This window comes from Pseudomonas sp. NPDC089752 (assembly GCF_044748725.1).
In the GTDB taxonomy this organism is placed as follows: Bacteria; Pseudomonadota; Gammaproteobacteria; order Pseudomonadales; family Pseudomonadaceae; genus Aquipseudomonas.
Genome location: NZ_JBIVGP010000001.1, coordinates 495,537 through 520,127 on the forward strand (window position 1 = coordinate 495,537; position 24,591 = coordinate 520,127).

Annotated in this window: 21 protein-coding genes and 2 pseudogenes; 6 read left to right on the forward strand and 17 right to left on the reverse strand. The window is 63.1% G+C overall.

All coding sequences use genetic code 11. The features are described from left to right. The first annotated feature begins 91 nt into the window (after window positions 1-91). Window positions 92-988: a LysR family transcriptional regulator gene (locus tag ACIPZF_RS02230; protein ID WP_400794798.1), complete on the forward strand. Its 897-nt coding sequence runs from the start codon at window positions 92-94 to the stop codon at window positions 986-988. Between the two features lie 5 nt (window positions 989-993). Here the strand turns inward: ACIPZF_RS02230 and ACIPZF_RS02235 are convergent, their stop codons facing one another. Continuing rightward, window positions 994-1,290 (reverse strand): stress-induced protein, encoded by a 297-nt coding sequence (locus tag ACIPZF_RS02235; RefSeq protein WP_400794799.1) that lies wholly within the window; start codon window positions 1,288-1,290, stop codon window positions 994-996. 190 nt (window positions 1,291-1,480) lie between these two features. Then, window positions 1,481-2,131: an isochorismatase family protein gene (locus ACIPZF_RS02240; protein ID WP_400794801.1), complete on the reverse strand. Its 651-nt coding sequence runs from the start codon at window positions 2,129-2,131 to the stop codon at window positions 1,481-1,483. Between the two features lie 31 nt (window positions 2,132-2,162). Between ACIPZF_RS02240 and ACIPZF_RS02245 the strand changes: the two are divergent. Further along, window positions 2,163-2,380 (forward strand): annotated as a pseudogene (locus tag ACIPZF_RS02245) (NUDIX hydrolase); the annotation flags it as partial. Between the two features lie 166 nt (window positions 2,381-2,546). Here the strand turns inward: ACIPZF_RS02245 and ACIPZF_RS02250 are convergent. The 3 genes and pseudogenes from ACIPZF_RS02250 to ACIPZF_RS02260 all read right to left on the reverse strand — a co-directional run bounded on the left by ACIPZF_RS02250 (window position 2,547) and on the right by ACIPZF_RS02260 (window position 5,938). Continuing rightward, on the reverse strand, window positions 2,547-3,476 hold the full coding sequence (locus tag ACIPZF_RS02250; protein ID WP_400794803.1) for a DMT family transporter: 930 nt from the start codon (window positions 3,474-3,476) through the stop codon (window positions 2,547-2,549). A 310-nt stretch (window positions 3,477-3,786) separates the two neighbouring features. After that, entirely contained in the window at window positions 3,787-5,199 is a 1,413-nt protein-coding gene (locus ACIPZF_RS02255) for a purine-cytosine permease family protein (RefSeq protein WP_400794805.1), read from the reverse strand. A gap of 284 nt (window positions 5,200-5,483) precedes the next feature. Further along, a pseudogene (locus ACIPZF_RS02260) lies at window positions 5,484-5,938 on the reverse strand (Lrp/AsnC family transcriptional regulator). 110 nt (window positions 5,939-6,048) lie between these two features. On the opposite strand from ACIPZF_RS02260, the gene ACIPZF_RS02265 reads away from it, so the two are divergent. From ACIPZF_RS02265 to ACIPZF_RS02275, 3 genes are all read left to right on the forward strand, one after another. After that, a complete protein-coding gene (locus ACIPZF_RS02265) occupies window positions 6,049-6,663 on the forward strand; it encodes a LysE family translocator (RefSeq protein ID WP_400794807.1) in 615 nt (204 codons plus the stop codon). Between the two features lie 61 nt (window positions 6,664-6,724). Continuing rightward, complete coding sequence (locus ACIPZF_RS02270; RefSeq protein ID WP_400794809.1) at window positions 6,725-7,357, forward strand: LysE family translocator; 633 nt, start codon at window positions 6,725-6,727, stop codon at window positions 7,355-7,357. A gap of 87 nt (window positions 7,358-7,444) precedes the next feature. Beyond that, on the forward strand, window positions 7,445-9,592 hold the full coding sequence (locus ACIPZF_RS02275) for an ATP-binding protein (RefSeq protein WP_400794811.1): 2,148 nt from the start codon (window positions 7,445-7,447) through the stop codon (window positions 9,590-9,592). Between the two features lie 7 nt (window positions 9,593-9,599). On the opposite strand, the gene ACIPZF_RS02280 is transcribed toward ACIPZF_RS02275, so the two are convergent. The 10 genes from ACIPZF_RS02280 to ACIPZF_RS02325 all read right to left on the reverse strand — a co-directional run bounded on the left by ACIPZF_RS02280 (window position 9,600) and on the right by ACIPZF_RS02325 (window position 19,500). Beyond that, on the reverse strand, window positions 9,600-11,783 hold the full coding sequence (locus ACIPZF_RS02280) for a response regulator (RefSeq protein ID WP_400794813.1): 2,184 nt from the start codon (window positions 11,781-11,783) through the stop codon (window positions 9,600-9,602). A 162-nt stretch (window positions 11,784-11,945) separates the two neighbouring features. Further along, window positions 11,946-12,509 (reverse strand): NUDIX hydrolase, encoded by a 564-nt coding sequence (locus tag ACIPZF_RS02285; protein WP_400794815.1) that lies wholly within the window; start codon window positions 12,507-12,509, stop codon window positions 11,946-11,948. Between the two features lie 21 nt (window positions 12,510-12,530). After that, window positions 12,531-13,277 carry a GntR family transcriptional regulator gene (locus tag ACIPZF_RS02290; RefSeq protein ID WP_400794817.1) on the reverse strand — a complete coding sequence of 249 codons (747 nt, stop codon included), beginning with the start codon at window positions 13,275-13,277 and terminating at the stop codon, window positions 12,531-12,533. Window positions 13,278-13,365: 88 nt separating this feature from the next. Beyond that, window positions 13,366-13,755 carry a carboxymuconolactone decarboxylase family protein gene (locus tag ACIPZF_RS02295; protein WP_033697320.1) on the reverse strand — a complete coding sequence of 130 codons (390 nt, stop codon included), beginning with the start codon at window positions 13,753-13,755 and terminating at the stop codon, window positions 13,366-13,368. A 188-nt stretch (window positions 13,756-13,943) separates the two neighbouring features. Continuing rightward, window positions 13,944-14,429, reverse strand: a complete 486-nt coding sequence (locus ACIPZF_RS02300; protein WP_400794819.1) for a flavin reductase family protein — start codon at window positions 14,427-14,429, stop codon at window positions 13,944-13,946. Window positions 14,430-14,442: 13 nt separating this feature from the next. Continuing rightward, window positions 14,443-15,924 carry an aldehyde dehydrogenase gene (locus ACIPZF_RS02305; RefSeq protein WP_400794821.1) on the reverse strand — a complete coding sequence of 494 codons (1,482 nt, stop codon included), beginning with the start codon at window positions 15,922-15,924 and terminating at the stop codon, window positions 14,443-14,445. After that, on the reverse strand, window positions 15,921-16,754 hold the full coding sequence (locus ACIPZF_RS02310) for an alpha/beta fold hydrolase (protein WP_400794823.1): 834 nt from the start codon (window positions 16,752-16,754) through the stop codon (window positions 15,921-15,923). Before ACIPZF_RS02310 ends, ACIPZF_RS02305 begins: the two co-directional genes overlap by 4 nt. Window positions 16,755-16,822: 68 nt before the next feature. Continuing rightward, complete coding sequence (locus ACIPZF_RS02315) at window positions 16,823-17,419, reverse strand: amino acid synthesis family protein (protein WP_003256068.1); 597 nt, start codon at window positions 17,417-17,419, stop codon at window positions 16,823-16,825. Window positions 17,420-17,907: 488 nt separating this feature from the next. Further along, a complete protein-coding gene (locus ACIPZF_RS02320; protein WP_400794825.1) occupies window positions 17,908-18,948 on the reverse strand; it encodes an LLM class flavin-dependent oxidoreductase in 1,041 nt (346 codons plus the stop codon). A gap of 66 nt (window positions 18,949-19,014) precedes the next feature. Next, on the reverse strand, window positions 19,015-19,500 hold the full coding sequence (locus ACIPZF_RS02325) for a flavin reductase family protein (RefSeq protein WP_400712560.1): 486 nt from the start codon (window positions 19,498-19,500) through the stop codon (window positions 19,015-19,017). Between the two features lie 316 nt (window positions 19,501-19,816). On the opposite strand from ACIPZF_RS02325, the gene ACIPZF_RS02330 reads away from it, so the two are divergent. Next, entirely contained in the window at window positions 19,817-21,220 is a 1,404-nt protein-coding gene (locus ACIPZF_RS02330) for a purine-cytosine permease family protein (protein ID WP_400794827.1), read from the forward strand. Between the two features lie 143 nt (window positions 21,221-21,363). Here ACIPZF_RS02330 and ACIPZF_RS02335 read toward each other — a convergent pair whose 3' ends face one another. After that, entirely contained in the window at window positions 21,364-22,986 is a 1,623-nt protein-coding gene (locus ACIPZF_RS02335) for a methyl-accepting chemotaxis protein (protein ID WP_400794829.1), read from the reverse strand. 232 nt (window positions 22,987-23,218) lie between these two features. After that, window positions 23,219-24,418 (reverse strand): NAD(P)/FAD-dependent oxidoreductase, encoded by a 1,200-nt coding sequence (locus ACIPZF_RS02340; protein ID WP_400794830.1) that lies wholly within the window; start codon window positions 24,416-24,418, stop codon window positions 23,219-23,221. Between the last annotated feature and the right edge of the window lie 173 nt (window positions 24,419-24,591).

A 24,591-nucleotide genomic window follows, 5' to 3' on the forward strand; every position in this document is an offset into this window, starting at 1 on the left:
TTTCGACAGGGCCTATTTTATTTTGGTTATAAGCTTATAAAAAATCGTAATTCAGGATGCCAAGTATCCGAGCAACTGATATTTTTATGAAATGACCCCGGAACAGCTGATAACTTTCGCCACCGTTGCCGAGCATGGCAACATCAGCCATGCGGCCCTGGCCCTGCATTTGTCGCAGCCGGCTGTCTCCGGCCAGCTCAAACTGCTGCAGGAAGCGTTTGGCGAGGCCCTTTACCAGCGCGCCGGGCGAGGCGTGCGGCTCACAGCGGCAGGTGAACAGTTGTTGGCCCACGCCGAGCGTCTGCGCGAAACCTTTCGCCAGGCCCAGGCGTTGCGCGAGGCCATGCGCGGGCTGGAGCGTGGCACGCTGCGGATCGGCGCCAGCACCACGCCTGCCAGTTACCTGTTGCCGTATTTGATTGCCGATTTCCATGCGCGTTATCCCGAAGTCATGGTGTCCACTTCCCACGGCAATACCGCCGAAATCGTCGCGGCGCTAGACAGCGTCGATATCGCCTTGATCGAAGGTCCACCCGGCCAGGAATTGCCGCTGGGCACCAGGGTGACGCCGTGGCGCGAGGACGAGATCGTCGCCATCGTACCCAGCGGCCATCCCTTGGCGGCTGTTGAGCATCAGACCCTGGAATCGCTTGGCAGCCACCCCTTGGTACTGCGCGAAAGCGGTTCGGGCGTCCGGCAGATCGTCGAGCGCGCGTTTGCGCGCAGTGGTGTGGCAATGCGCGTGGCGCTGGAAATTGCCGGTGTGGAAGGCGTGAAAGAGGCGGTACGGGCGGGGATGGGCATCGGCTTTGTATCAGCGATGTCCATCAGGCATGAGGATGGTGCGTTACGGCGCTTGCATATCGCGCCAGAGCCGCTGAAACGGCGCTTTTCCATTTTGTTGCCCCATGCAACCACGCCGTCGCGAGCGGCGGCGCGGTTCATGGAGTTGTGCGAAGGCCAGGGCGCTCCCTCAACCCTGGCCTGAGATGATCAGCGTTCGTCCTTGCTCATGCCGCTGTCTTCTTCGTCATTGACCTGAGTGCCAAGGTCCATGCCTTGCTCACGGTCGCTTTCAGATTTGCTACCCGCGCCACGGCCGCCCATTCCACCTTGTTGACCCGCGCCGCCTGAACGCTGGGAATCCTTTTCCCATTGATCATTTGGGGTCTGGCCACCTTGACGGCCTGTGTCCCACTGTTTATTCGGATTATTCGGATCATTGGTAACCTGATCCGGATTCTCTGGCATGCCGCCTTGTTGTCCACCTTTGCCTTGATCGTTAGCCATGATCTTGCACCTCGTGAAGTTCACACAGGAAGGCTGTGTACAGTTCAGAGGCTGGCAGTTGGCGGCTTGCTCCCACTACTTTCGTATTACCGGACGGGGTGCACGAAAGGATTAATAGCCGGATGTATTGCGTCGTAAAAGCCTCAAGGCCAACAAGCCGGGCTACGTCACTTTGAACAATCGCTGTCGCTCATAGGCGGGCTTCCCTGATCAGAGAGAGCTGGTGGTCGAGTGCGGCTTCGTCGCCGCAGAGGATGACGCCCTCGGCCGCCAGTGCTCCGCAGGCAGCGATGGCACCTTCCTGGGTCAGGGCTCGGCAGGCGGGCAGGTACAGCAGTACCTGGAAGCCGGCCTGGCGCAGCTGGTGGGCGGTGGTCTTGACGCAATAGTCCAGAGCCAGGCCGCCGACGATCACCGCGCCTACCTGCTGCACCTTGAGGTACTCGATCACGCCGGTGGAGCGGCGTTCGGCCAGGTCGTGGTAGCAGGCGCCATAGGGGTGCAGGTCGGGTTCGACGCCTTTCCAGACGAAGTAGTCGTAGTCGATGGGGGCGGGCAAGCCGGGCAGCAGTTCGAATCCGGGAGTACCTGGTACGCAGTGGCTGACCCAGGTCAGGTCGGCATTGGCCAGCGCCAGCGGTTGCAGCATCTGCTCAGGTTCTGTGACCACCCAGGCAGCGTTGGCGGGGTGGGCGTCCTTGCTGCCCAGGCGCAGGTCGGCACGCAAGGCCATCGCGTTGAGGTCGGCGGCGATTTCATTGCCCTCTGGCACTGGCAGTTCCTGTGGGGCATTGGTGGTGAAGCCGTTTTGCGCATCGACATCGAAACTGGCGATTTTCATGAGGCTCTCCTCGCTGGAATGCCTACATACTTTGCTAGATCCGCAGCAACAGGTCGAGGGCGAGCAGTTGGCGTTTTCCACCTGGACAGTGTGTTGGGCCGCAAGAAGCTGCTGCCGTTCGACCACAACCTGCTGGTGGAGCGTGCCCGCGAGCGGCTGGCCAGCAAGACGGTGTACAGCAGCCTGCCGCTGAAGCTGCTTGGCGACAAGTTCACGGTGCTGGGTGCGTTGGGGGCGGTGCAAGCGTGCCGAGCGGCCGTTCATGTTCGACCGCAGCCTTTTACCTGAGGGTGTTTGAACACCTACCCTGTGGGAGCGGCTTTAGCCGCGAAGCAGGCGCTGCGGTGCATGGCACCGGCTTCGCCGGTGTTCGCGGCTGAAGCCGCTCCCACAGGGTGGCCGTGAGTGGCACAAATCAATGCGCACAGCGGCTGGTATCACCTTGTTCGGCAGGCGCCTTGCGTGCTGCCGCCAGGATGGTGGCCAGCACAATCAGCCCGGCACCCACCGCCATGCGCACGCTCGGTTGCTCACCGAACAGCCACCAGGCACCGAGGATCGCGTACACCGGCTCCAGCGCGATGATCATGCCGGCAGTTCGCGCCTCCAGCCCTTCCAGGCTCTTGACGAAGAGAAACTGCGACAGCCCGGTGCAGAACACGCCCAACAGCGCCAGGTTGATCCAGTCGTTGCCGCTCAGGCTGGTGCTGGCCAGGTGAGTGAAAGCGAACGGCGCCACCAGCGCGGCCACCACCACGTTCTGCCAGAACGCCACCTGCATGGCGTTCATGCTCGATGCATTGCGCCGGTTGGCCACGGTCAGCACGGCGAAGGCCAGGCCCGAGCCCAGGCCCCAGAGCAGGCCGACGGTGCCGCTGTCGAGCAGGTCGAAGGACGGCACCACCATGACCAGACCCGCCGTCACCATCAGCAGCAGCAAGCCTTGCACGGCGCCAATGCGCTGGCCGAACACGCCGCGTTCGATCATCGCGATAAAGGCCGGGAAGCTGGCGAAACCCAGCGTAGCCACTGCCACTCCACCCACCTTTACGGCGATGAAGAAGGTCACCCAGTGGGTGGCCAGCAGCGCCCCGGTCAGGCCGAGAATCGGCAGGTTGCGCAAGGTCAGCGCATCGAGCAGGCGGGTGCCCTTGAGTCCGGCGACAAAGCCCAGGGCAATGAAAGCGAAGGTGGCGCGGCCGAAGGTGATGATGCTGGCGTCGGCCTCGATCAGGTGACCGAGGATACCGGTCAGGCCGAACAGCACAGCGGCGATGTGGGCAACGAGCAGGGCGTTACGGTGGCCGGTGGCAGCACCGGCTACGGGGATTGAAGTCGCGATCATGGCAGTCAAGTCTTCACAATGTGGCGCGCGCAAACACTCCCGGCTGGCGCGGCGCGGGTCTCTAATACTGGGAGTTTTATCGTTATGAGCCCGGACGAACTGCCCGGTGCAAAAAGGCGCCACAGCGTTGGAATTGTGAAGCGAGGCTGCTTACTCGCAAATACCGCGTCGACCAGCCCACGGCGCGGGGCGGGTCGATGCGTGTATTATTTTTGTATACAGGGTCGTGAAGCCGATCACGGGCGACGTGTGCTTGTCTGATCGCGACATCAGTCGTTGTCGCACTGCGCCGCCCCTGCAATCCGGGGTATTAAGCGGCAGCTGCCAGCTTGGCACTCATCTGCCGACGACGATAGGCACTGTCCCGGCTCGCCAGCCACCAGTACAGCGGCGAAGTGATCAACAAGCCCACCAACCACGACAGGTCAGCCCCATTGATGTGCTCGGAGATCGGTCCGACATACAGCGGCGTATTCATGAACGGGATCTGCACCACGATCCCTACGGCGTAAGCAATCAGCGCCTGTGGGTTGTAGCGCCCGTAGATCCCGCCATCGACCTTGAAGATCGACTGGATGTCGTAGTCACCCTTGTGGATCACGTAGAAGTCGATCAGGTTGATCGCCGTCCACGGCACCAGCACCACCAGCAGCACCAGGACCATGTCGACGAAATGGCCGATGAAATCCGCCGAAGCGAACACGGCCACCACGCAACAAGCCGCCAGCACGATCAGCGACAGCACCGCGCGGCTCTTGGCGGTGGGGATCCAGCGGTAGGCGAAGGTCTGGATCAGGGTGATGATCGACAGCACCGCGCCATACAGGTTGAGGGCGTTGTGGCTGATCACGCTGAGCAGGAACAGCACCAGCATGACCGGGCCAAGGGTGCCGGTGGCCAGTTTGACCGCGTCCATGGTGTCCATGCCGGCCGGAATCGCCAGCACTGCAACAGCGCCGAAGATGAATGACAGGCTGGAACCCAGGGCCGAGCCCAGGTAGGTGGTCCAGAAGGTCGAGCTGACTTTCACGTCGGCCGGCAGGTAGCGCGAGTAGTCCGAGACGTAGGGGGCGAAGGCGATCTGCCACAACGCCGCCAGCGACACGGTGGCCAGCCAGCCGGCCAGGTTGAAGCCGCCGCGGGTCAGGAAGTCGTCGCTCTGCACATGGCTGAAGATGTAGCCAAAGCCGACCACGATGCCGATACCCAGTACCCAGGTGCCGATGCGGTTGAGTACGTGGATGAAGCGGTAGCCGATGATGCCGATGATCCCCGAACCCAGCGCGCCGACGACGATGCCGACCGGTACCGGTACGGCGTCGACCACGCCATGCAACGACTTGCCAGCGAGGACGATGTTGGAGGCGAAGAAACCGATGTACATGACGCCTGCTATCACCACCACCAGCAATGCCCCGAGCGAGCCGAACTGGGCGCGGCTCTGGATCATCTGCGGAATGCCCATCTGCGGGCCCTGGGCCGAATGCAGCGCCATCAGCACCCCACCGACGAGGTGGCCGACCAGGATGGCGACGATGCCCCACACCAGGTTCAGGTGAAACAGCTGCACGCCGAGCGCGCCGGTGACGATGGGCAGCGGCGCGATGTTGCCGCCGAACCACAGGGTGAACAGATCCCTTACCTTTCCATGGCGGTCCTGCGGGGGCACGTAGCCGATCGTGTGTTTTTCTATGAGGGGTGCCGAATTGGCTGCACTGGTCATGACTGACTCCAAGGCAAGGTTGGGCATCGGGTGCTGCCCGGGTGCGTGCCGGCGAAGGGCGACGCGTTCTTGTTGGAGCGATGATGCTGCGTGCGGGGGGAACGAGAAATTAGTAAATATGTGCCCATAAACCTTAAAAAACCTAAGGCTGACAAAAGGTTAAGGGACGAGTGGTAGCAAGGAGCGGGCCACCGGGCTGCAAGGCCCGGGCTTGGCGTGTTCGAGCGGGGAGCAGGCCGAACGGATGTGTCGTGATGGTGCGGGGTGCGCGATTGAAGTGCAGGCTACATGGGCAACAGGCGGTCCTGGATCACCTCTTTCATTACCAGCGTCGAGCTCAAGCGTTTCACATTGGGAATGCTCTGGTCAGCTGTTCGTCATACAGCTTCTGAAACGCCGGCAGGTCCTTGGCCACCACATGCAGCAGGTAATCCGGGTCGCCGAACAGCCGCTGCGCTTCGACGATCTGGGGTATCTCGGCCAGTGCCGCTTCGAAATCCGCCACGGGCTGGCGGGTGACTTCGCGCAGGGTGACGAACACCAGCGCGGCGAAGTTCAGCCCCAGCGCGGCAGGCGCCAGGCGCGCGTGGTAGCCAAGGATGGCGCCGGCCTCTTCCAGCGCCTTCAGCCGCCGATGGCAGGGCGACAGGCTGAGGCCCACGCGGTCGGCGAGCTCGGTGACCGAGAGGCGACCATCTTTTTGCAGCTCGGCAAGGATCTTGCGGTCGGTTCTGTCCACTGAGGAGAATCTTCCAATATTTGATGTCGATTGGGAAATATACGAAAGATAATCCCCCGTTGGAATCCGTACGCTTTCTTCATCCCGAAATCGTGTGAAGGAAGACTCAAGTGGCAATCAGTGTGCTGACGGCGTTCTGGGCCGTGTCGTTGCTGTTCGTGATCACCCCCGGTGCCGACTGGGCTTACGCCATCTCGGCCGGCATGCGCGGGCGCTGGGTGATGCCGGCGGTGGCAGGCATGTTGTCCGGGCACTTCCTGGCCACCCTGGTGGTGGCGGCGGGGGTAGGCAGCCTGCTGGCCGGGCACCCGCTGGCGCTGATGCTGCTGACTCTGGCGGGCTGCATTTACCTGCTGTGGCTGGGCAGTAACCTGTTGCTCAGCCCGGCAGTGCCGGAAGCCGGGCAGGGCGGTGCGGGTGATAGCGGCTCGCGCTGGGCATTCAAGGGCTTTTGCGTGAGCGGGCTCAACCCCAAGGTATTTCTGCTGTTCCTGGCCTTGCTGCCGCAGTTCACCGACCCGCAGTCGAGCTGGCCGGTGCCGCTGCAGATCCTGCTGCTGGGGTTGGTGCACCTGTGCAGTTCACTGGTGATCTATTCGCTGGTGGGCTACGGCGCCAAAGCCGTGTTGAGTACCCGGCCGGAGGCGGCGAAGGTGGTTGGGCGCGTGTCGGGGCTGGCGATGATCCTGGTGGCTGGGGTGTTGATTGCCGAGCAGTTTGCTTGATGCAAGGCGCTCATTCGCGGATACACTTGGCGCTCCTCACCCCCTGACAGCGACCTGCCTCATGCCCGAAACCACCCAGCTGTTGACCTTCGCCCTGATCTGCCTGGGCATGGTCCTGACTCCCGGCCCTAACATGATCTACCTGATTTCCCGCTCGATCTGCCAGGGCCGCCAGGCCGGGTTGATTTCGCTCGGCGGTGTGGCCCTGGGTTTTGTCATCTATATGTGCAGCGCCGCTCTGGGCATTACCGCATTGATGATGGCAGTTCCGTTCGCCTACGACGCGCTGCGCATTGGCGGCGCGCTGTACCTGCTGTTCCTGGCCTGGCAAGCCCTGCGCCCTGGCGGGCGCTCGCCGTTTCAGGTGCGCGACCTGCCAGCGGATAGCCCGCGGCGGCTGTTCGGCATGGGCCTGGCGACCAGCCTGCTCAATCCCAAGATCGCCGTCATGTACCTGTCACTGATGCCCCAGTTCATCGTGCCAGGCCACGGCAGCGTACTGACCCAGTCGCTGGTGCTGGGTTCGACGCAGATCGCGATCAGCGTCACGGTCAATGCGCTGATCGCGATCATGGCCGGTTCCATTGCCGTATTCCTTGCCGGGCGACCGTTGTGGCAGCAGGTCCAGCGCTGGTTGATGGGCACTGTGCTGGCCGGGCTGGCGTTGCGCATGCTGGCCGAAGGGCGCCGTTGATCAAGCGATGTAATACTGTGGAACGAACCGTTGATTACACATCTCCTATCCTCAGATGGATGGCAATGTGGCCGGGATTTCGCAGACATGAACGTGTTTCAACAACCTGATACCCAGCATCCGCCACTGCACTTTCTGCTCAACGGTGGCGCCATCGGCAGCCTGCTGCAATCGATGGACTGGAACGATTCGCCGCTCGGCCCCCCCGCAGCCTGGTCGCCGCACTTGCAGGCGGTCATGGCCACCTTGCTGCCGGCCCAGGCACAGTTCGTGCTGTTCTGGGGGGCGGATTATGTGGCGCTTTACAATGATGCCTATGCGCCGACCATCGGTACCAAGCATCCCCAGGCTCTGGGCCGGCCCGGCAAGGAAAACTGGCGTGAGCTGTGGGACGACCTGGAACCGCTGCTGCGTGGCGTGCGCGAGACTGGCCAGACGTTCTCGGCCAAGGATCGCCCCTTCTACATAGAGCGTCGTGGTGTGGGTGAGACCGTCTACTTCGATGTGTCCTATTCCGCCGTGCGCGAGGCTGATGGCAGTGTCGGTGGCGTGCTGTGCCTGGTCACCGAAACCACGGAGCGCGTGCGCTTCCAGCGGCGTCAGGCCTTTCTGCTGGAGCTGGGCCGGACCTTGCCGGGGCTGGGGGAGGCAGAGCGTATCGAGGCCTATGCGGTATGTCGCCTGGCCCAGCACCTTGGCGCGGCGCAGGTGTATTTCGGTGAGGACCAGGGCGACGGCGTAGGCTTCAAGGTGGCGTGTGAGTGGGCCGAACGTGTGCCTTCGATGGTTGGCCTGCACCGCTATGCGACTTACGGACCCTCACTGCGCGAGCAGCTGGCAGTGGGGCAGGTGGTACAGCAGGTTTCAGGCAGCGGCCAGCGCACCACCCTGCATGTGCCGGTACTGCGCGCAGGCCGGCTGGAAGCGGTCCTTGCCGTGCACTTTCACACGCCGCATCCGTGCATCGAAGACGAATGCACGCTGGTGGAGGACGCTGCCAAACAAGCATGGGCCGCCATTACCCACGCCCGCGCCGAGCGTGCCCTGCACCTGCTCAACGAAAGCCTGGAGGAGCGCGTGGCAGCTGCATTGGCCGAGCGTGAGGCGGCGCTGCTGCAACTGCACGAAGCGCACAAACTGGAGATGATCGGGCAGTTGACCGGGGGTATTGCCCATGACCTCAACAACATGCTCACGCCAATCATCGCTTCGTTCGAGCTGATGCGCAGGCATCCCCAGTCCGAGCGCGCTCCGCGCCTGATCGACGGCGGGCTGCAGGCCGCCGAACGGGCGCGCAACCTGGTCGGGCGCTTGCTCAGTTTCGCCCGCCGCCAGACCCTGAAGCCCCAGGCCGTGTCGCTGGCCGCTTTGGTGGAAGACATGCGCGAGTTGATGGCGCGCTCGCTCGGCCCGACCCTTGCCGTGCAGGTGTGGATCGACCCGGCGTTGCCCGCAGTGGTGGTCGATCCGCACCAACTGGAACTGGCGGTGCTCAACCTGGTGATCAATGCCCGCGATGCCATGGCCGACGGCGGTGCGCTGAGTATTGCCGCCGGCCTCGATGACGATGGGCCTCCCAGACCTGTGGGGTTGGCAGCGGGGCGGATGGTCTGGTTGCAGGTGCGCGACAATGGTAGCGGCATGAGCGAGGAGCAATTGCGCCGATGCATCGAGCCGTTCTACTCCACCAAAGGCGTAGGCAAGGGCACCGGCCTTGGTTTGCCAATGGTGCAGGGCCTGGCCGTGCAGTCGGGCGGTGGTTTCCAGATCAGTTCGCATCAGGGCGAGGGGACTGTGGCCACGTTGTGGCTGCCAGTCAGCGATGTCGCGGCAGTCTGCCGAGACGGTGAAATGGCCGACGTGCCGCTGGCCGCCCGTGCCAGCCGGGTGTTGCTGGTGGACGATGAAGAAATCGTGCGCCACGCAACGGCGCTGCAACTGCGCGATCTGGGTTACCAGGTGACCGAGGCCGCCAGCGCCGCGGCAGCACTGCAACTGGTAGAGCAGGGCTGGCTGCCGGACGTACTGGTGACCGACCACGTCATGGCGGAGATGACCGGCGTTCGTTTCGCCCAGCTTATGCGCGAGCGTCAGGCAGACTTGCCGGTGTTGATCATCACCGGCTACGCCAACCTGACGCCCCGGGAGCTCAAGGGCTTCGAGGTGTTGCGCAAGCCCTACCGTCGCGCCGAGTTGGCGCAGAGTGTGGCGAGCTTGCTGGCTAACCTGCGTTGACGGCTATTCAGCCACCCAACACGTTACCAAGCATCTGGCACACCTGTTCGGCCGAATACGGCTTGGCCAGGAAGGGAAATCCCTGGTGGCCGCCTTCGGCAATTGCGTCGCTATAGCCCGACGTCAGGATCACCGGCAGCTGCGGGCGCTGGCGCCGCAGCTCGCGGGCGAGCGCCAGGCCGCCCATGCCTGGCATCACGACATCGGAAAAAACCGCATCGAACTCTCCTGCCTCGCCGGCCAACTGTGCCAAGGCGTCTTCCGCCGATTTTGCCCAACTGATCCGGTAGCCGTGGTCTTCAAGAATTTGCGCAGTGAAGGTGCCGAGGTCGGGGTTATCTTCAACCACCAGGATCCGCCGTCGCTCACCGCCCATCTCGGGCTGGCTGGGGATGACGGCCGTATCGGCGGGTTCGGTCGGCGGCGCCGCTTGTGGCAAGTAAAGGGTGAACGTCGTGCCCTGACCCTCGACGCTGGTCACCTCGACATCGCCACCGGACTGCTTGGCAAAACCGAACACCTGCGACAGACCAAGCCCGGTTCCCGCGCCGGGTGCCTTGGTGGTGAAGAAGGGGTCGAAGATGCGATCGAGCAACGCTGCCGCGATGCCGACGCCACTGTCCATCACCGAAATGGCCGCGAATGGCCCTTCTTGAGCAGGCTGCCCACGTAAGCCCGGCATGAGCTGGTCAGCTTGCAGACGCAGACGCAAGATACCTTCGCCGGCAATTGCATCGCGGCCATTGAGCATGAGGTTGATCACTGCGGTCTCGAGCTGGCTGAGGTCGGCACGGATGTGGCAAGGGACTGCTGGTAATTCCAGCTTTACCTGGATTCGCGCTCCGGTGGCCGTATCGATCATGTCGGCCATGGCCTGTAGCCGTGGCCCGGCCTCGAACACTTGCGGGCTCAAGGCCTGCCGGCGGGCGAAGGCGAGCAGTTGCCCGGTCAGCTTGGCACCGCGGTCGACGGTGTCGGCCATGGTCTTCAGGTAACGCTCGCGGCGGGCTTCGTCGAGGTTTGGGCGCTGCAGGAAGTGCAGTGACGAACGGATGATGGTCAGCAGGTTGTTGAAGTCATGGGCAACGCCGCCAGTGAGCTGGCCGATGGCTTCGAGTTTCTGCGCTTGGCGCAGGATAGCCTCGGTGTGCAGCAGCTGGGTGGTGCGTTCTTCGACACGATGCTCCAGCGTGGCATTGAGCGCCTCAAGCGCCGCCATCGCCTCGCGCACTTCGGCATGGGCCTGGACCCGCTGGATGTGCGACCAGCAACGTTCGGTCACTTCGCTGATCAAGCGCAGGTCATAACCGGTCCAGACCCGCGCCACCTTGTCGTGGATCGCCATCAGTGCGGTCAGCCGACCGTCCTTGATCAGCGGCATGCAGATGGTCGCGGTGATGCCAATGGCCTGGAAGGTGGCGGCTTCATCGGCGGGCAGTTCGGAGAGGTTGTCATTGATTACCAGTGCCTCGCCGGCCCGCAGACGGCTGACGGCCAGGCGACCGAAATCGGCCAGGCGATACTGGCCGATCAATCGCGGTGAGCCGGTGGCGACCGCGTCGCCACAGATATTGAAGCCATCCTGGTCGGCATCCATCACCGCATAGGCGCAGCTGGACAATTGCAGGTGCTCCACCAGCTTGCGTGTGGTGATGGCCATGATCCGCTCCGGATCGGTGGCGTTGGCCACTTCCCGGCCCAGGCTGTCGAGGAAGTTCAGGCGCTGGCTGTTGACCACGCTGGTGGTGGTCTCGGTCACTGTGTCGAGCATGCCCAGCACGCTGCCGTCCTCGCCACGGATCGGGCTGTAGCAGAAAGTGAAATAGGCACGCTCCGGGCCACCATTGCGGTCGATGATCAGCGGGAAATCTTCGATGTACACCGCTTCGCCGGCCAGGGCGCGGTCGGCCATGGCGCCGATGTCGGACCAGGCTTCTTGCCACACCTCGCTGAACGGGCGGCCCAGCGCCAGCGGTTTGCAGCCCAGGATCGGTGCGAAGGCGTCGTTGTACAAGGTGATCAACTCTTCGCCCCAGAGCACCGCTTGCGGGAAGCGCGAGGCCAGGCACAGGGCAACCGTTGTCTTGAGTGTGCCTGGCCAGGCCTCCAGCGGGCCAAGCGGGGTGCTGCTCCAGTCGTGCTGGCGGATGCGCTCGGCCATGAGCCCGCCGCCGTCTAGCCATTTCGCCATGTGTTTTCGCCGATCCTTTGCCTGGGAGGATAAGGGTGCACTGAGAATGGTGAATTGGCGAGGGGTTTGTGTCGTCTGGGCGGGCCTCTTCGCGGATGAATCCGCGCCTACAGGCGCGGAACCCGTAGGAGCGGATTCATCCGCGAACAGGCCCGCCCAGGCTCAGCGAATAAAATGCACCTTGCCGGTATCGTCATTGCCCATGTAGATCCCATAGACCCCAGCCTGACGCTCAAGGATGTAGCGCTCGAGAATCTGCCGAATCGCCGGGTAGTAGATCTCTTCCCAGGGAATCTCGTCCGGCGCGAAGAACTTGTAATCAAGCGTTTCCGGCCCGTACTGCCCGGTCTCTTCGGTGGCGATGGCGCGGAAGATGATGTAAACCTCGCTGATCTTCGCCACGCTGAAAATGGAGTAGGGCGAGACGATTTCACCGCGCACGCCGCTTTCTTCCCACACCTCGCGCAGCGCCGCCTGCTCGGTGGTTTCGCCGGCCTCCATGAAGCCGGCGGGCAAGGTCCAGGTGCCTGGGCGTGGCGGTATCGCTCGCTGGCACAGCAGATACTTGCCATCGCGCTCGATGATGCAGCCGGCGATGATCTTCGGATTGATGTAGTGGATGTAGCCGCAACCGGCACAGTGCAGGCGTTCGTGGGTATCGCCAGTGGGAACGCCCCGGGCCAGTTCCGTGGTGCAGTGCGGGCAGTAGCGCGGGGCGTTGGGCATGATCAGCGGCCTATGCGGGTCTTATATACGTGGATCCTTCAGGGCCAGGGGCTCGACCATGTCGCGCACCTTGGTGTTGTCGTCCTGCTTCTGGCGCAGGTAGTCCAGGGCCACTTTCGCGGCGGCGCGGACGTGATCGACCGAGGCCTGGTGGGCTACCAGCGGGTCGCCGCCCTTGATTGCCTCGACGATCTTTTCCATTTCACGGTTGCTGGCGCCGCGGCGGTTTTCCTGCGACACCGAAGTGGCGCGCAGGTAGCTGATGCGTGCCTGCAACTGGCGCAATTGCTGAGCCGCGACCTGGTTGCCGGAGCCTTCCAGGAGCACGTCGTAGAAGCCTTGCACCGAATCCAGCACCTGCTGCAGTTCGCCTTCTTCCAGCGCCTCGCGGTTGAGCTCCAGCGCCCGCTCCAGTGCCCGGATGTCCTTGGCCTTGGCGTTGAGGGTGAACAGCTGCACGATCAGGCCTTCGAGCACGCAGCGCAGCTCGTAGATGTCGCGGGCGTCTTCCAGGGTGATGATGGCAACGCGCGGGCCTTTGGCGTCGGCGAACTCCACCAGGCCTTCGGACTCCAGGTGGCGCAACGCTTCGCGCACCGAGGTGCGGCTGACGCCAAGGCGGTCGCAGAGATCGCGCTCGACCAGGCGGTCGCCTGGGAGCAGATGGAAGTTCATGATCGCGCCGCGCAGCTTGTCGAGCACGATTTCACGCAGGGTAACGGGGTTGCGGTTGACCTTGAAGCTGTCGTCGAGTGGCTGGCGTTTCATCAGGTGCGCTCTTTATGAGGCTGTTGCGCCAACATCGCGGAGCCCCCTGAACCGAGGCACTCCTTGCAGTGGTTCGAACAGCCCGTTGTTAACGGGTTGACTCCGCATCGGCTTCAGCGAACGCCTCGCGGGCCAGGCGGAAACTGTCCACCGCCGCGGGCACGCCGCAATAAATGCCGACCTGGAGCAGGATCTCGCGAATCTGTTCACGGCTCAGGCCATTACGCAATGCGCCGCGAATGTGCAGCTTGAGCTCGTGGGGCCGGTTGAGCGCGGAAATCATGGCCAAGTTTATCATGCTGCGCTCTTTGAGCGACAAGCCATCACGGCCCCAGACATGGCCCCAGCAATACTCGGTGACCAGCTCCTGCAACGGCTTGGTGAATTCGTCGGCGTTCTGGATCGAGCGGTTCACATATTCTTCGCCCAGCACCTGGGTGCGGATCTGCAGGCCTTTCTCGTACTTTTCGTTGCTCATTGCCTAGCTCCGAATCAAAACAGGGGCCGCAACCAAGGGTGAGAAGGTCGCGCGGCCCCTAAAAACAGGGGGATCGGCGGTGGCTTCTTCGCGGGGCAAGCCCGCTCCCACAGGTACTGAACAGTTCTCGAAACCTTTGCAGTACCTGTGGGAGCGGGCTGGTCCCGCGAAAAGGCCCGCACGGTGTATCAGCCAAGCGGGGGCAGGGCGCCCAGCTTGCCTTTGTGGTAGACCATCGGCGTGGCGGGGTCGGCCGGCAGCACCAGGTTCTTCACCGCGCCGACGATGATCGCGTGATCGCCGCCGTCGTACTCGCGCCACAGTTCACACTCGATGATCGCCGTGGCCTTGGCCAGCAACGGGTTGCCCAGCTCGCTAAGGTGCCAGTCGATGCCGTTGGCCTTGTCCTTGCCCTTGCCGGCGAAGGCATAGGCCTCGGCGGTCTGGTCGGCGGACAGCAGGTGGATCGCGAACTGCTTGCTGTCACGCAGGATCGGGTAGGTGTCGGAGGCGTAATTGGGGCAGAACAGCACCAGCGCCGGGTCGATCGACAGCGCGCTGAACGCGCTGGCGGTGATGCCGACGATGCCGCCGTCGGCGTCCAGGGTGGTGACCACCGTGACCCCGGACGGGAAGGAGCCCATCACGTCTTTGTAGATGCCGGGTTCGATCATCTTGTATTACCTCTTAGCGCATCACGAACGGGTCGGGCATCGGCGCGGTGGAAAGGTTGATCCACACGGTCTTCAGCTCGGTATAGGCGAGCACCGAATCGATGCCGCTTTCACGGCCGTAGCCGCTGTTCTTGAAGCCGCCGATCGGCGCCATGGCCGACACCGCGCGGTAGGTGTTGACCCAGATGATCCCCGAACGCACGTCGCGGGCCAGGCGGTGAGCACGGCCCAGGTCGCGGGTCCAGATGCCGGCGGCCAGGCCGAACTGCGAGTCGTTGGCGATCTCCAGGGCTTCTTCTTCGGTCTTGAAGCGGATGACCGCCGCGACCGGGCCGAATACCTCTTCCTGCATGATGGTCATCGAGTTGCTGTCGCACTCGAACAGGGTCGGCTCGTAGAACCAGCCGTCACCCTCGACCTCGGCGCGCTTGCCGCCCAGGTGCAGCTTGGCTCCTTCGGCCTTGGCGGCGGCGACCAGCCCTTCGACCACGGCCAGTTGCTGGGCGGTGGCCATCGGGCCCATTTCGCTGGCGTCATCTTGCGGGTTGCCGATCTTGATGCGCTTGGCGCGCTCGACCAGGCGGGCGACGAATTCGTCGAAGATCTCGTCTTGCACCAGCAGGCGCGAGCCGGCCACGCAGCTCTGCCCGGAGGCGGCATAGATGCCGGCCACCGCACCATTGATGGCGCTGTCCAGGTCCGCGTCGGCGAAGATGATGTTGGGCGACTTGCCGCCCAGCTCCAGCGACAGCTTGGCGAAGTTCTCGGCGCTGCTGCGCACCACATGGCGGGCGGTGGCGGCGCCGCCGGTGAAGGCGATCTTGCGCACCAGCGGGTGGCGGGTCAGCGCCGCGCCGGTGCTTGGGCCGTAGCCGGTGACCACGTTGACCACGCCTGGCGGGAAGCCGGCTTCCAGCGCCAGGCGGGCCAGTTCGAGGATGGTCGCCGAGGCATGCTCGGACGGCTTGAGCACGATGGTGTTGCCAGCAGCCAAGGCCGGGGCCAGCTTGATCGCGGTCAGGTACAGCGGGCTGTTCCACGGGATGATCCCGGCCACAACGCCGATTGGCTCGTGCACGGTGTAGGCGAACAGGTCCGGCTTGTCCAGCGGCAGGGTGCCGCCTTCGAGCTTGTCGGCCAGGCCCGCGGTGTAGTGGAAGAACTCCGGCAGGTAGCCGACCTGGCCGCGGGTTTCGCGGATCAGCTTGCCGTTGTCACGGCTTTCCAGCTGGGCCAGGTGTTCTTTGTTTTCGGCAATCAGATCGCCCAGGCGACGCAGCAGTTTGCCCCGCGCGGTGGCGGTGATGCTGCGCCAGGCCTTGCTGTCGAAAGCACGCTGGGCGGCCTGCACGGCCAGTTCCACATCGGCTTCGTCGGCGTCGGGCAGTTGCGCCCAGGCTTGGGCGCTGGCCGGGTTGAGGCTGTCGAAGGTCTTGCCGCTCTGGGCATCGAGCCATTGGCCGTCGATGCACATCTGGAAACGAACGAGGGTCATGCAACAATCCCCTTGGCGGATTCGGTGAGGGTGCGGGCTTCTTTAAGGAAGTCCAGCAGCATCTTGTTGACTTCGCGCGGAGCTTCCACCGGCATCATATGCCGTTGCTCGGCGAGGACCACGCTCTGCGCGCCGGGAATGCTGGCGGCGAGCTGGCGGGTCATGGCCGGCGTGGAGCCCGAGTCGAGTTCGCCGGTGGCGATCAGCGTTGGCACCTGAATGCTGCCCAGGTCGCCTGCGCGGTACATGTCCTGGGTGGCGAACAGCGAGTAAGTGGTGTGATAGCCCTGCGGGTCGTTGCTCGCCAGCACTTGGCGAATCGCGGCGACCTGCGCCGGGTTGGCGGCCTTGTATTCACGGCTGAACCAGCGGTCGAGGGCGGCATCGACATTGGCGTCAGGGCCTTGTTCGGCAGCCTGGGCGGCGCGGGCGATGACGCCGGCGCTCTGTTCCGGGGTGCGGTTGAACACGCTGTTGAGCACCACCAGCGCAGACAGGCGCTGCGGGTAATTGAGTGCAAAGGCGCGTGCAACCAGGCCACCCATGGAGAAACCGATCACGGTCGCCTGGGTAATCTGCAGGTGGTCGAGCAGCTCCGCCAGTTGCGCGGCGTAGCCTTCCAGACCGGTGTCGGCGGCAGGCAGCGCGCTCTGCCCGTGGCCGAGCATATCGTAGGCGATGACGCGGTAGTCGTTGGCCAGGCCCACGAACTGCCCGCCCCACATTTCCTTGTTCAGGCCCACGCCGTGGATCAGCACCACGGGTTGGCCCTGGCCTTGGACCAGGTAGCTGGTGCCGGCCGGTGTACGTTCAGCGACAGGCTGAATCATGGAGGGCGCTCCTTGAAGGTCGGGCGCGGCGGGTATTCACGCCACGCCCAGGCCCGTCTTGGTTGTTGTTATTGAGCGTTGGCTTTTTCGGCAGCCAGTTCTTCCAGGTCGATGTAGCGGTTGCCGATGCGTGGGTGCAGGCGGCCACCGTCGGCGGCGCCCAGGACCACGACGATTTCGTCGGCACGCGGGGCGTCTTCGATCTGCATTTCCAGGGTGATGTAGTGCGAACGCAGGCCTTCGTCGTCCTTCTGCATCATCGGGATCTGGATCGAGGTGCCCGGGCCGCCGCGCTTGTTGGTGAAGCTCAGGTAGCTCTTGGCTTGCACCGCTTCGCGGTAGTGGTTGCCGAAGCGCAGGGTGTGAATGACCGCCGAGGCGTGTTCGATTTCGCCATCGGCGCCGACCACGGCAGCTTTACCGTAGGCTTCGATCTTGTCGGCACCGCCGATGGCGGCGGTCAGGCGCTCGACCATCAGCGCACCCAGCTCGGAGCAGTTGGCGCGGATTTCCGGCTTCAGATCTTCAACGAAACCGCGACCGGCCCATGGGTTCTTGATGACCACGGCCAGGCCGACCATGGTCACCGGCTTGTCGGTGGCCTTGCCGCCTTCGATGCGGGTCTCTTCGGAGTAGGTGACGATCTTGCGGATTTCGAAACTCATGGGTGGCTCCTGGTGAGGGTTATCAGCTCTTGTTGTCTGATGGTATACCATAATATTTGTTGTGCAAGAGGGGGGTGGAAAAATCTCTTGCTGGGGGACGAAAGGCTGGCGTTTGTTAGTAATGGCCTGGCTTGGGGTTTGCGGTGGTGCATAGATCGAGCGCCGCCCGCGCGGCGCATCGCGAGCAACGCTCGCTCCTACGTTTGTTTCTGGCCAGTAACGCCTGTGACAGACGTGCGCGAACCCTTTGATTGTGCGACTCGATTACGCGTCAGCACCAAGGCGGTCGCGCACAAATTCCACAGACGAAATTGGCCAGAAACAAACGTAGGAGCGAGCGTTGCTCGCGATGCGCCGCGCGGGCGGCGCTCGGTCTCAATCACCCTGCAAAAACCCAAGGCATACACCCCAAAAAAACGCCCGCTCACGAGGGCCACGCGGGCCGCCGGGAGCGGGCTGATCCCGCAACTACTTCAGGCAATGGGAATTCAGGCGAACGCCGGCACCACTTCCTTGATGAACAGTTCGAGCGACTTCTTCTTCTCGGCGTGGGGCAGGCTGTTGTCGCACCAGAAGCTGAACTCGTCGACGCCCAGTTCCTGGTAGTACTTGATGCGCGCGATGATCTCTTCCGGGGTGCCGATCATGGTGTTCTTGCGGATGTTCTCCAGCTGGAACGCCGGCACTTCGGCAAACTTGGACTCAGGGCTCGGCTCCAGGAAGCCATTGACCGGCACGGTCTTGTTGCCGAACCAGGCATCGAAGGTGCGGTAGAACCGGGAGATGGCCTGGGCGCCGACTTTCCAGCCCTCGGGCTCGGATGGGCTGTGCACGTGGGTGTGGCGCAGCACCATCAGTTGTGGGCGCGGCACATCTGGGTTGTTGTCCAGCGCGGCCTGGAACTTGTTCTTCAGGTCCAGTACTTCTTCGTCGCCCTTCATCAGCGGCGTGACCATCACGTTGCAGCCGTTGGCCACGGCGAAGTTGTGCGAGTCCGGGTCACGGGCGGCGATCCACATCGGCGGCGTGGCGTTGAACGGCTTCGGTACGCTGGTAGAGGTAGGGAACTTGTAGACCTCGCCTTCATGGGCGTAGTCGCCTTCCCACAGCTTGCGCACCACCGGGACCATTTCACGCAGGGCCTTACCGCCGTCGGTGGCCGGCATGCCATTGGCCATACGGTCGAATTCGAACTGGTAGGCGCCGCGGGCCAGGCCCACTTCCATGCGGCCATTGCTGATCACGTCGAGCAAGGCGCATTCGCCGGCCACGCGGATCGGGTTCCAGAACGGCGCAATGATGGTGCCGGCGCCCAGGCGGATCTTCTCGGTACGCGCGGCGAGGTAGGCCAGCAGCGGCATCGGGCTGGGCGAGATGGTGTATTCCATGGCGTGGTGTTCGCCGATCCACACGGTGCTGAAACCGCCGTGCTCGGCCATGAGGGTCAGTTCGGTCAGGTCTTCGAACAGCTGGCGATGGCTGACCTGTTCATCCCAACGTTCCATGTGCACGAACAACGAAAATTTCATGGGGCATTCCTCGGAGCTTGAAAGTCTCGCCTGGCGCACCAGGCGTCAGTAATTAGGCTAGGCGCTTCAGGCGAAGGCGGGCAGGCTGGCCATCTTGCCGCGGCAGTACACCATCGGCCGTGGGGCTTGCTCTGGGACGATCAGGTTGTGCACCTTGCCCACCATGATGGCGTGGTCACCGCCTTCGTATTCACGCCACAGCTCGCATTCGATCACGGCGGTCGCACCGGCCAGGATAGGGTTGCCCAGCTCGCTCAGGGTCCACTCGATGCCGGCGGCCTTGTCCTTGCCTTTTTTGGCGAAAGCGTAGGCTTCGGCCTGCTGTTCACCGGAGAGCAAGTGAATGGCAAAGCGCTTGTTCTTGATCAGCACAGGGTAGGAGTCGGAGCTGTAGTTGGGGCAGAACAACACCAGCGGCGGGTCCATCGACAGGGAAGAGAAGGCGCTCGCGGTGAGGCCGACGATCGAGCCGTCGTCGTCCAGGGTGGTGATGACGGTGACGCCGGACGGGAAGGAGCCCAGGACGTTCTTGTAGACGGTTGCGTCGATCATGGCGTGTACCTCGAATGGGGCAGCGGTGGGCCGCTTTTTATCGTTGATGTGTCTGATGGTATACCGTAATACTCGATTTGCAAGCGGAATTTTCCAGCGCGACAGAATCACGATGAATGGCGCAAAGCCGCATGGATAGGGGCCTCTAACAAACTGTCGGGGCTTGGCGGCGGTTGCTGAACCGGATCAGTTACAGTTTTTTAAGCCGAAGCAGTGTTGTCAAAAGTTTGGAATACCATAATATGGTCCGCAGCTGAGAGGCCGCCTAGACGCGGTTTCCTTACAAAGATAAAAACGACCTTTCGAGCTGAAAACCATGTCCCAACCGTCATCGCAACACCAGTTTGTCGAGAATCACACGGTCGATTACGTTCCACCTGCCGAGCGCCACGGGAAGGCGCGCGACCTGTTCACCCTCTGGTTCAGCACCAACATCGCGCCACTGCCCATCGTCACCGGCGCCATGGTGGTCCAGGTATTCCACCTGAACCTGTTGTGGGGGCTGATCGCCATCGTGCTGGGCCATCTGATCGGGGGCGTGGTCATCGCCCTGGCGTCTGCGCAGGGACCGCAGCTGGGCATTCCACAGATGGTGCAGAGCCGCGGCCAATTCGGCCGTTACGGCGCCTTGCTGATCGTGTTCTTCACCGCGTTGATCTATGTTGGCTTCTTCATTTCCAACATCGTCCTGGCCGGCAAGACCATCCACGGCATCGCCCCAAGCGTTCCGATGTCGGGGGCGATCGTGATCGGCGCCCTGAGCGCGACGGCCATCGGTGTGATTGGCTACCGCTTCATCCATATCCTCAACCGTATCGGCACCTGGGTGATGGGCTCGGCGCTGCTGGCCGGCTTCATCATGATGTTCATCCAGGAGCTGCCGGGCGACTTCTTCAGCCGTGGTGCGTTCAACCTGTCGGGCTTCATCGCCACCGTATCGCTGGGCACCATCTGGCAGATCAGCTTTTCGCCCTACACCTCCGACTACTCGCGTTACCTGCCCAAGGAAGTGGGGATTGCCAAGCCGTTCTGGGCGACCTATTTCGGCGCCACGTTGGGCACCATCCTGTGCTTCAGCTTTGGTGCGGTGGCGGTGCTGTGCGTGCCAGAAGGCACTGATGCGATGGACGCGGTCAAGCAGGCCACTGGCTGGCTGGGCCCGATCCTGATGGTGCTGTTCTTGCTCAACATCATCAGCCACAACGCCCTCAACCTGTATGGCGCGGTGCTGTCGATCGTTACCGCGATCCAGACCTTTGCGGCGCAGTGGACGCCCAGCATCAAGGTGCGGGTGGTCTTGGCGACGGTGATTCTGGTGGCGTGTGGCCTGGTTGCGCTGAACGCTTCGGCAGACTTCATCGGCCAGTTCATCGGCTTGATCCTGGCACTGCTGCTGGTGCTGGTGCCGTGGGCTTCGATCAACCTGATCGACTTCTACCTGATCAAGAAGGGCCAGTACGACATTGCCTCGATCTTCCGCGCCGATGGCGGGATCTATGGGCGCTTCAACCATCACGCGATCATTGCCTATGCGTGCGGGATTCTGGTGCAGCTGCCGTTTGCCAATACGGCGCTGTATGTGGGGCCGTATTCGAATATTGTCGACGGGGCGGATTTGTCCTGGCTGTTTGGGTTGATCGTAACGGTGCCGCTTTATTATTGCCTGGCTACGCGGAGTAAGGCTGAGAAGGCTGTGCGGGCTGTTAGCGTCAACGATTGAGGCCAATGATGGGGCTGCTTTGCAGCCCATTCGCGGGGCAAGCCCGCTCCCACAAGTGCCCCACAGTCCTGGAGATTGCGCGGTATCTGTGGGAGCGGGCTTGCCCCGCGAATGGGTCGCAAAGCGGCCCCAGCTGTTTTAGATCAAACCTTGAACTGCGCCACCATCCCGTTCAAATCCACCGCCAAACGCGACAAATCCTGCGCCGCCGCACTGGTCTGGTTGGCCCCCGCCGAGGTCTGCATCGCCAGATCGCGAATGTTCACCAGGTTGCGATCCACCTCCCGCGCCACCTGCGCCTGTTCCTCCGAAGCACTGGCGATCACCAGGTTGCGCTGGTTGATCGACGCGATGGCCTCGGCAATTACCTCCAGCGCCTGCCCGGCACCCTGTGCCACTTCCAGCGTGCCGGTTGCCCGGCCCTGGCTGCTGTGCATGGCCGTCACCGCACGCTCGGTGCCATTCTGGATCCCGGCGATCATCTGCTCAATTTCCGCAGTGGACTGCTGGGTGCGGTGGGCGAGGGCACGCACCTCGTCAGCGACCACGGCAAATCCACGGCCGGCCTCACCAGCACGCGCGGCTTCGATGGCAGCGTTAAGCGCCAACAGGTTGGTCTGCCCGGCAATCGCACCGATCACATCGAGCACGCGGCTGATCTCGTTGGCATTGCTGGCCAGCTGTTCGATCTCGGCAGAGGTGCCGGTGACGTCATCGACCAGGTGCTGGATCGAGGCCAGCGCCTGGTTGACCTGTTCGCGGCCATCGCGGGTAGTGCGGTCGGCGCCCTGGGAGGCGTCGGCAGTGCTCACCGCATTGTTCGCCACTTCTTCGACGGCTGCGGTCATCTGGTTGACAGCGGTGGCCGCCTGATCGATTTCCGCGCTTTGCTGGTGCAGGCCGCGGCTGGTGTCTTCCGTCACGGTGTGCAGCTCTTCCGAGGCTGAGGCCAGTTGGTCGGACGAGGCGGCGATCTTGCGCAGGGTGTCGCGCAGGCTGGCCTGCATGCGGCTCAGGGCACGCAGCAGCAGGGCTGGCTCATCGCGGCCGATGACCTGGATGTCCTGGGTCAGGTCGCCGGTGGCCACGCGTTCGGCCACGGCCACGGCATCGGCCAACGGCACGACGATGCTGCGGGTGAGGGCGGTGGCAATGGCGGCCAGGGCGAGCATGATCACCAGCAGCGCGCCAATGACGGCAATAAAAGCTTCATCGGCCACATCACTGCTGCGCTGTGAGGCTAGTTCGGCACCTTTGCCGTTATAGGTGATCAGCGCGCTCATGGCTTTCATCATGCTGTCGGCGTACTGGGAGAGTGGGCCGGCGATCTGCTGCTTGGCTTCGGCCATGCGGCCGGCAGCGATGTCCTGCAGCACCCTGGACTGCAGGTCGAGGTATTGCTGGTGGGCGGCGTTGAAGGCGTTGAACAAGGCACGGTCATCAGCGGCGATGATGGTGGCCTCATAGTCTTTCAGGCCATCGTTGAGCTGTTGGTTGATGCCTTTGAGCAGGTCGATATTGCGCAGGCGCTCGCTGGGGCTGTCATCCAGCGCGGCGCGCAATGTGACGGCGCGGGCGCGGCCGAGGTTGGTGCTGATTTCACCGAGGGCGACCACGGCGGGCATCCAGGTCACGCGGATTTCATCCGTGGCCTTGTCCATCTGCCGGGTCTCGTAGAGTGCGGTAAGGCCCATGGACAGGACAAGAACGCCCAACAGGGCGAATGCGCTTGCCGCGCGAGTGCCGATCTTCATATTCCGTAACATGGAATGCTCCTTGACGGTGGCGTGCAGGCGTCAAGAGCATGGACGGAAGGCCGGGTCACCGGGGTGATGCCAGGCTCTCGATGCGCTGCGGATTTAAGTGTGTGCCTCACCCTCTTGAACAGTTTTTGATTTGAATGATGCCATATGGCCACCATTATTGACCAGTCATTCAATGTAACGACCAGAACTGACAAAACCGTCATTTGTTGACGGTTTTGTCAGGAAATTGCCGTTAAACGATGGCGATTGCCGGATTTGCGGCCGCCAGGGCCAAGGCGCGATCAGCAGCTGGCGGGTAGATCCAGATGCCGTTGATCTGGCGCTTGAGAGTCTTGCCTTCCTGGCCTTCGAGTTTCAGCTCGCGCTCCCAGCCTTCGCTGAACGCCGCGCCCCAGCCACCGAGGTCCAGGCAGGTGACGTACTTGGGCTGGCGGTAGATCACCGGCTGTTCGCCGAGCAGGTCGGCCATGGCGTTGTTGCCAGAGTGGCGGCCCATGGGGATGGCGTGCTGGCAGGTCATCAGGGCATGGTTGCCCAACTCGTCGACGGCGGCCCAGGCGGTGTCGCCGGTGGCGTAGATGTGTGCCTGGCCGATGACCTTGAGGTGGTCGTCGACCTTGAGGCGGCCAAAGTGGTCGCGCTCGCCGGCCACCTGCGCAGTCAGCGGGCTGGCCTTGACGCCCACGGTCCAGATGACGGTCTTGCTGGCGATGTACTCGCCGTTGTCCAGGGTCACGCCACCGGCATCGACTGCGACCACCGAGGTACCAGCCAGCCATTCGACACCCGCCTGCTCGCAGGCGGCGACGATTGCTGGGGTGATGCCCGCGCCCAACGCTGCGCCAACCTTGGCGCCACGGTCGACCACCAGCACGCGCACGGCGGCGTCGCCGAGCACGGCACGCAAGCGGTCCGGCATTTCAGTCGCGGTCTCGATACCGGTAAAGCCACCGCCGCACACCACCACGGTGTTGCGTGCCGGCGAGGCGGGCAGGGCAGCCAGGCCTGCCAGGTGCTGCTCAAGGCGCACGGCCGACTCCATCTGGTCGACATCGAAGGTGTGTTCGGCCAAGCCTGGGACTGCCGGGCGCGCCACCTGGCTGCCGGCGGCGAGGATCAGGCGGTCATAGGCGATCTGCTGCGGTTGGCCGTTGGCGTCGGTGAAGCTGACGCTGCGCGCTTCGCTGTCGATTTCCTGGGCATGGCCTTCGATGAACTCTACGCCCACGGCTTTGAACAACTCACCCAGCGGCGCCTTCATGCCATGCACGTCGGCTTCGTAGAAGCGCGGGCGGATGCGCAGTTCCGGCTGAGGGGCCAGCACGCTGATGCTCAGGTCGTCGCGCTGGGCCTGGTCGAGCAGGCGGGCGGCGCTCAGGGCGCTCCATACACCGGCAAAGCCGGCACCGATGATCAGGATGTTCGATTTCATGAAGGTGCTCCTTGGGTAATGGGGCATCGAGGGTTTATGTGTCTCTCGAATAACTACGACTGTATTGATCGTAGTTATGGGCTGCAAGCTTTTTTTGCATCGAGCGCTTGGCCCTGCCTGCGAGGAAATCGCCGAAAAGCGCATTTTGTAGGGCTTACGAGGTGCTTTTGCTG

Excerpts from the sequence above, each read along its gene's own strand:
- ACIPZF_RS02230 (WP_400794798.1), top strand. The coding sequence starts at position 92 with ATGACCCCGGAACAGCTGATAACTTTCGCCACCGTTGCCGAGCATGGC.
- ACIPZF_RS02235 (WP_400794799.1), bottom strand. The coding sequence starts at position 1,290 with ATGGCTAACGATCAAGGCAAAGGTGGACAACAAGGCGGCATGCCAGAG.
- ACIPZF_RS02240 (WP_400794801.1), bottom strand. The coding sequence starts at position 2,131 with ATGAAAATCGCCAGTTTCGATGTCGATGCGCAAAACGGCTTCACCACC.
- ACIPZF_RS02250 (WP_400794803.1), bottom strand. The coding sequence starts at position 3,476 with ATGATCGCGACTTCAATCCCCGTAGCCGGTGCTGCCACCGGCCACCGT.
- ACIPZF_RS02255 (WP_400794805.1), bottom strand. The coding sequence starts at position 5,199 with ATGACCAGTGCAGCCAATTCGGCACCCCTCATAGAAAAACACACGATC.
- ACIPZF_RS02270 (WP_400794809.1), top strand. The coding sequence starts at position 6,725 with ATGCCCGAAACCACCCAGCTGTTGACCTTCGCCCTGATCTGCCTGGGC.
- ACIPZF_RS02275 (WP_400794811.1), top strand. The coding sequence starts at position 7,445 with ATGAACGTGTTTCAACAACCTGATACCCAGCATCCGCCACTGCACTTT.
- ACIPZF_RS02280 (WP_400794813.1), bottom strand. The coding sequence starts at position 11,783 with ATGGCGAAATGGCTAGACGGCGGCGGGCTCATGGCCGAGCGCATCCGC.
- ACIPZF_RS02285 (WP_400794815.1), bottom strand. The coding sequence starts at position 12,509 with ATGCCCAACGCCCCGCGCTACTGCCCGCACTGCACCACGGAACTGGCC.
- ACIPZF_RS02290 (WP_400794817.1), bottom strand. The coding sequence starts at position 13,277 with ATGAAACGCCAGCCACTCGACGACAGCTTCAAGGTCAACCGCAACCCC.
- ACIPZF_RS02295 (WP_033697320.1), bottom strand. The coding sequence starts at position 13,755 with ATGAGCAACGAAAAGTACGAGAAAGGCCTGCAGATCCGCACCCAGGTG.
- ACIPZF_RS02300 (WP_400794819.1), bottom strand. The coding sequence starts at position 14,429 with ATGATCGAACCCGGCATCTACAAAGACGTGATGGGCTCCTTCCCGTCC.
- ACIPZF_RS02305 (WP_400794821.1), bottom strand. The coding sequence starts at position 15,924 with ATGACCCTCGTTCGTTTCCAGATGTGCATCGACGGCCAATGGCTCGAT.
- ACIPZF_RS02310 (WP_400794823.1), bottom strand. The coding sequence starts at position 16,754 with ATGATTCAGCCTGTCGCTGAACGTACACCGGCCGGCACCAGCTACCTG.
- ACIPZF_RS02315 (WP_003256068.1), bottom strand. The coding sequence starts at position 17,419 with ATGAGTTTCGAAATCCGCAAGATCGTCACCTACTCCGAAGAGACCCGC.
- ACIPZF_RS02320 (WP_400794825.1), bottom strand. The coding sequence starts at position 18,948 with ATGAAATTTTCGTTGTTCGTGCACATGGAACGTTGGGATGAACAGGTC.
- ACIPZF_RS02325 (WP_400712560.1), bottom strand. The coding sequence starts at position 19,500 with ATGATCGACGCAACCGTCTACAAGAACGTCCTGGGCTCCTTCCCGTCC.
- ACIPZF_RS02330 (WP_400794827.1), top strand. The coding sequence starts at position 19,817 with ATGTCCCAACCGTCATCGCAACACCAGTTTGTCGAGAATCACACGGTC.
- ACIPZF_RS02335 (WP_400794829.1), bottom strand. The coding sequence starts at position 22,986 with ATGTTACGGAATATGAAGATCGGCACTCGCGCGGCAAGCGCATTCGCC.
- ACIPZF_RS02340 (WP_400794830.1), bottom strand. The coding sequence starts at position 24,418 with ATGAAATCGAACATCCTGATCATCGGTGCCGGCTTTGCCGGTGTATGG.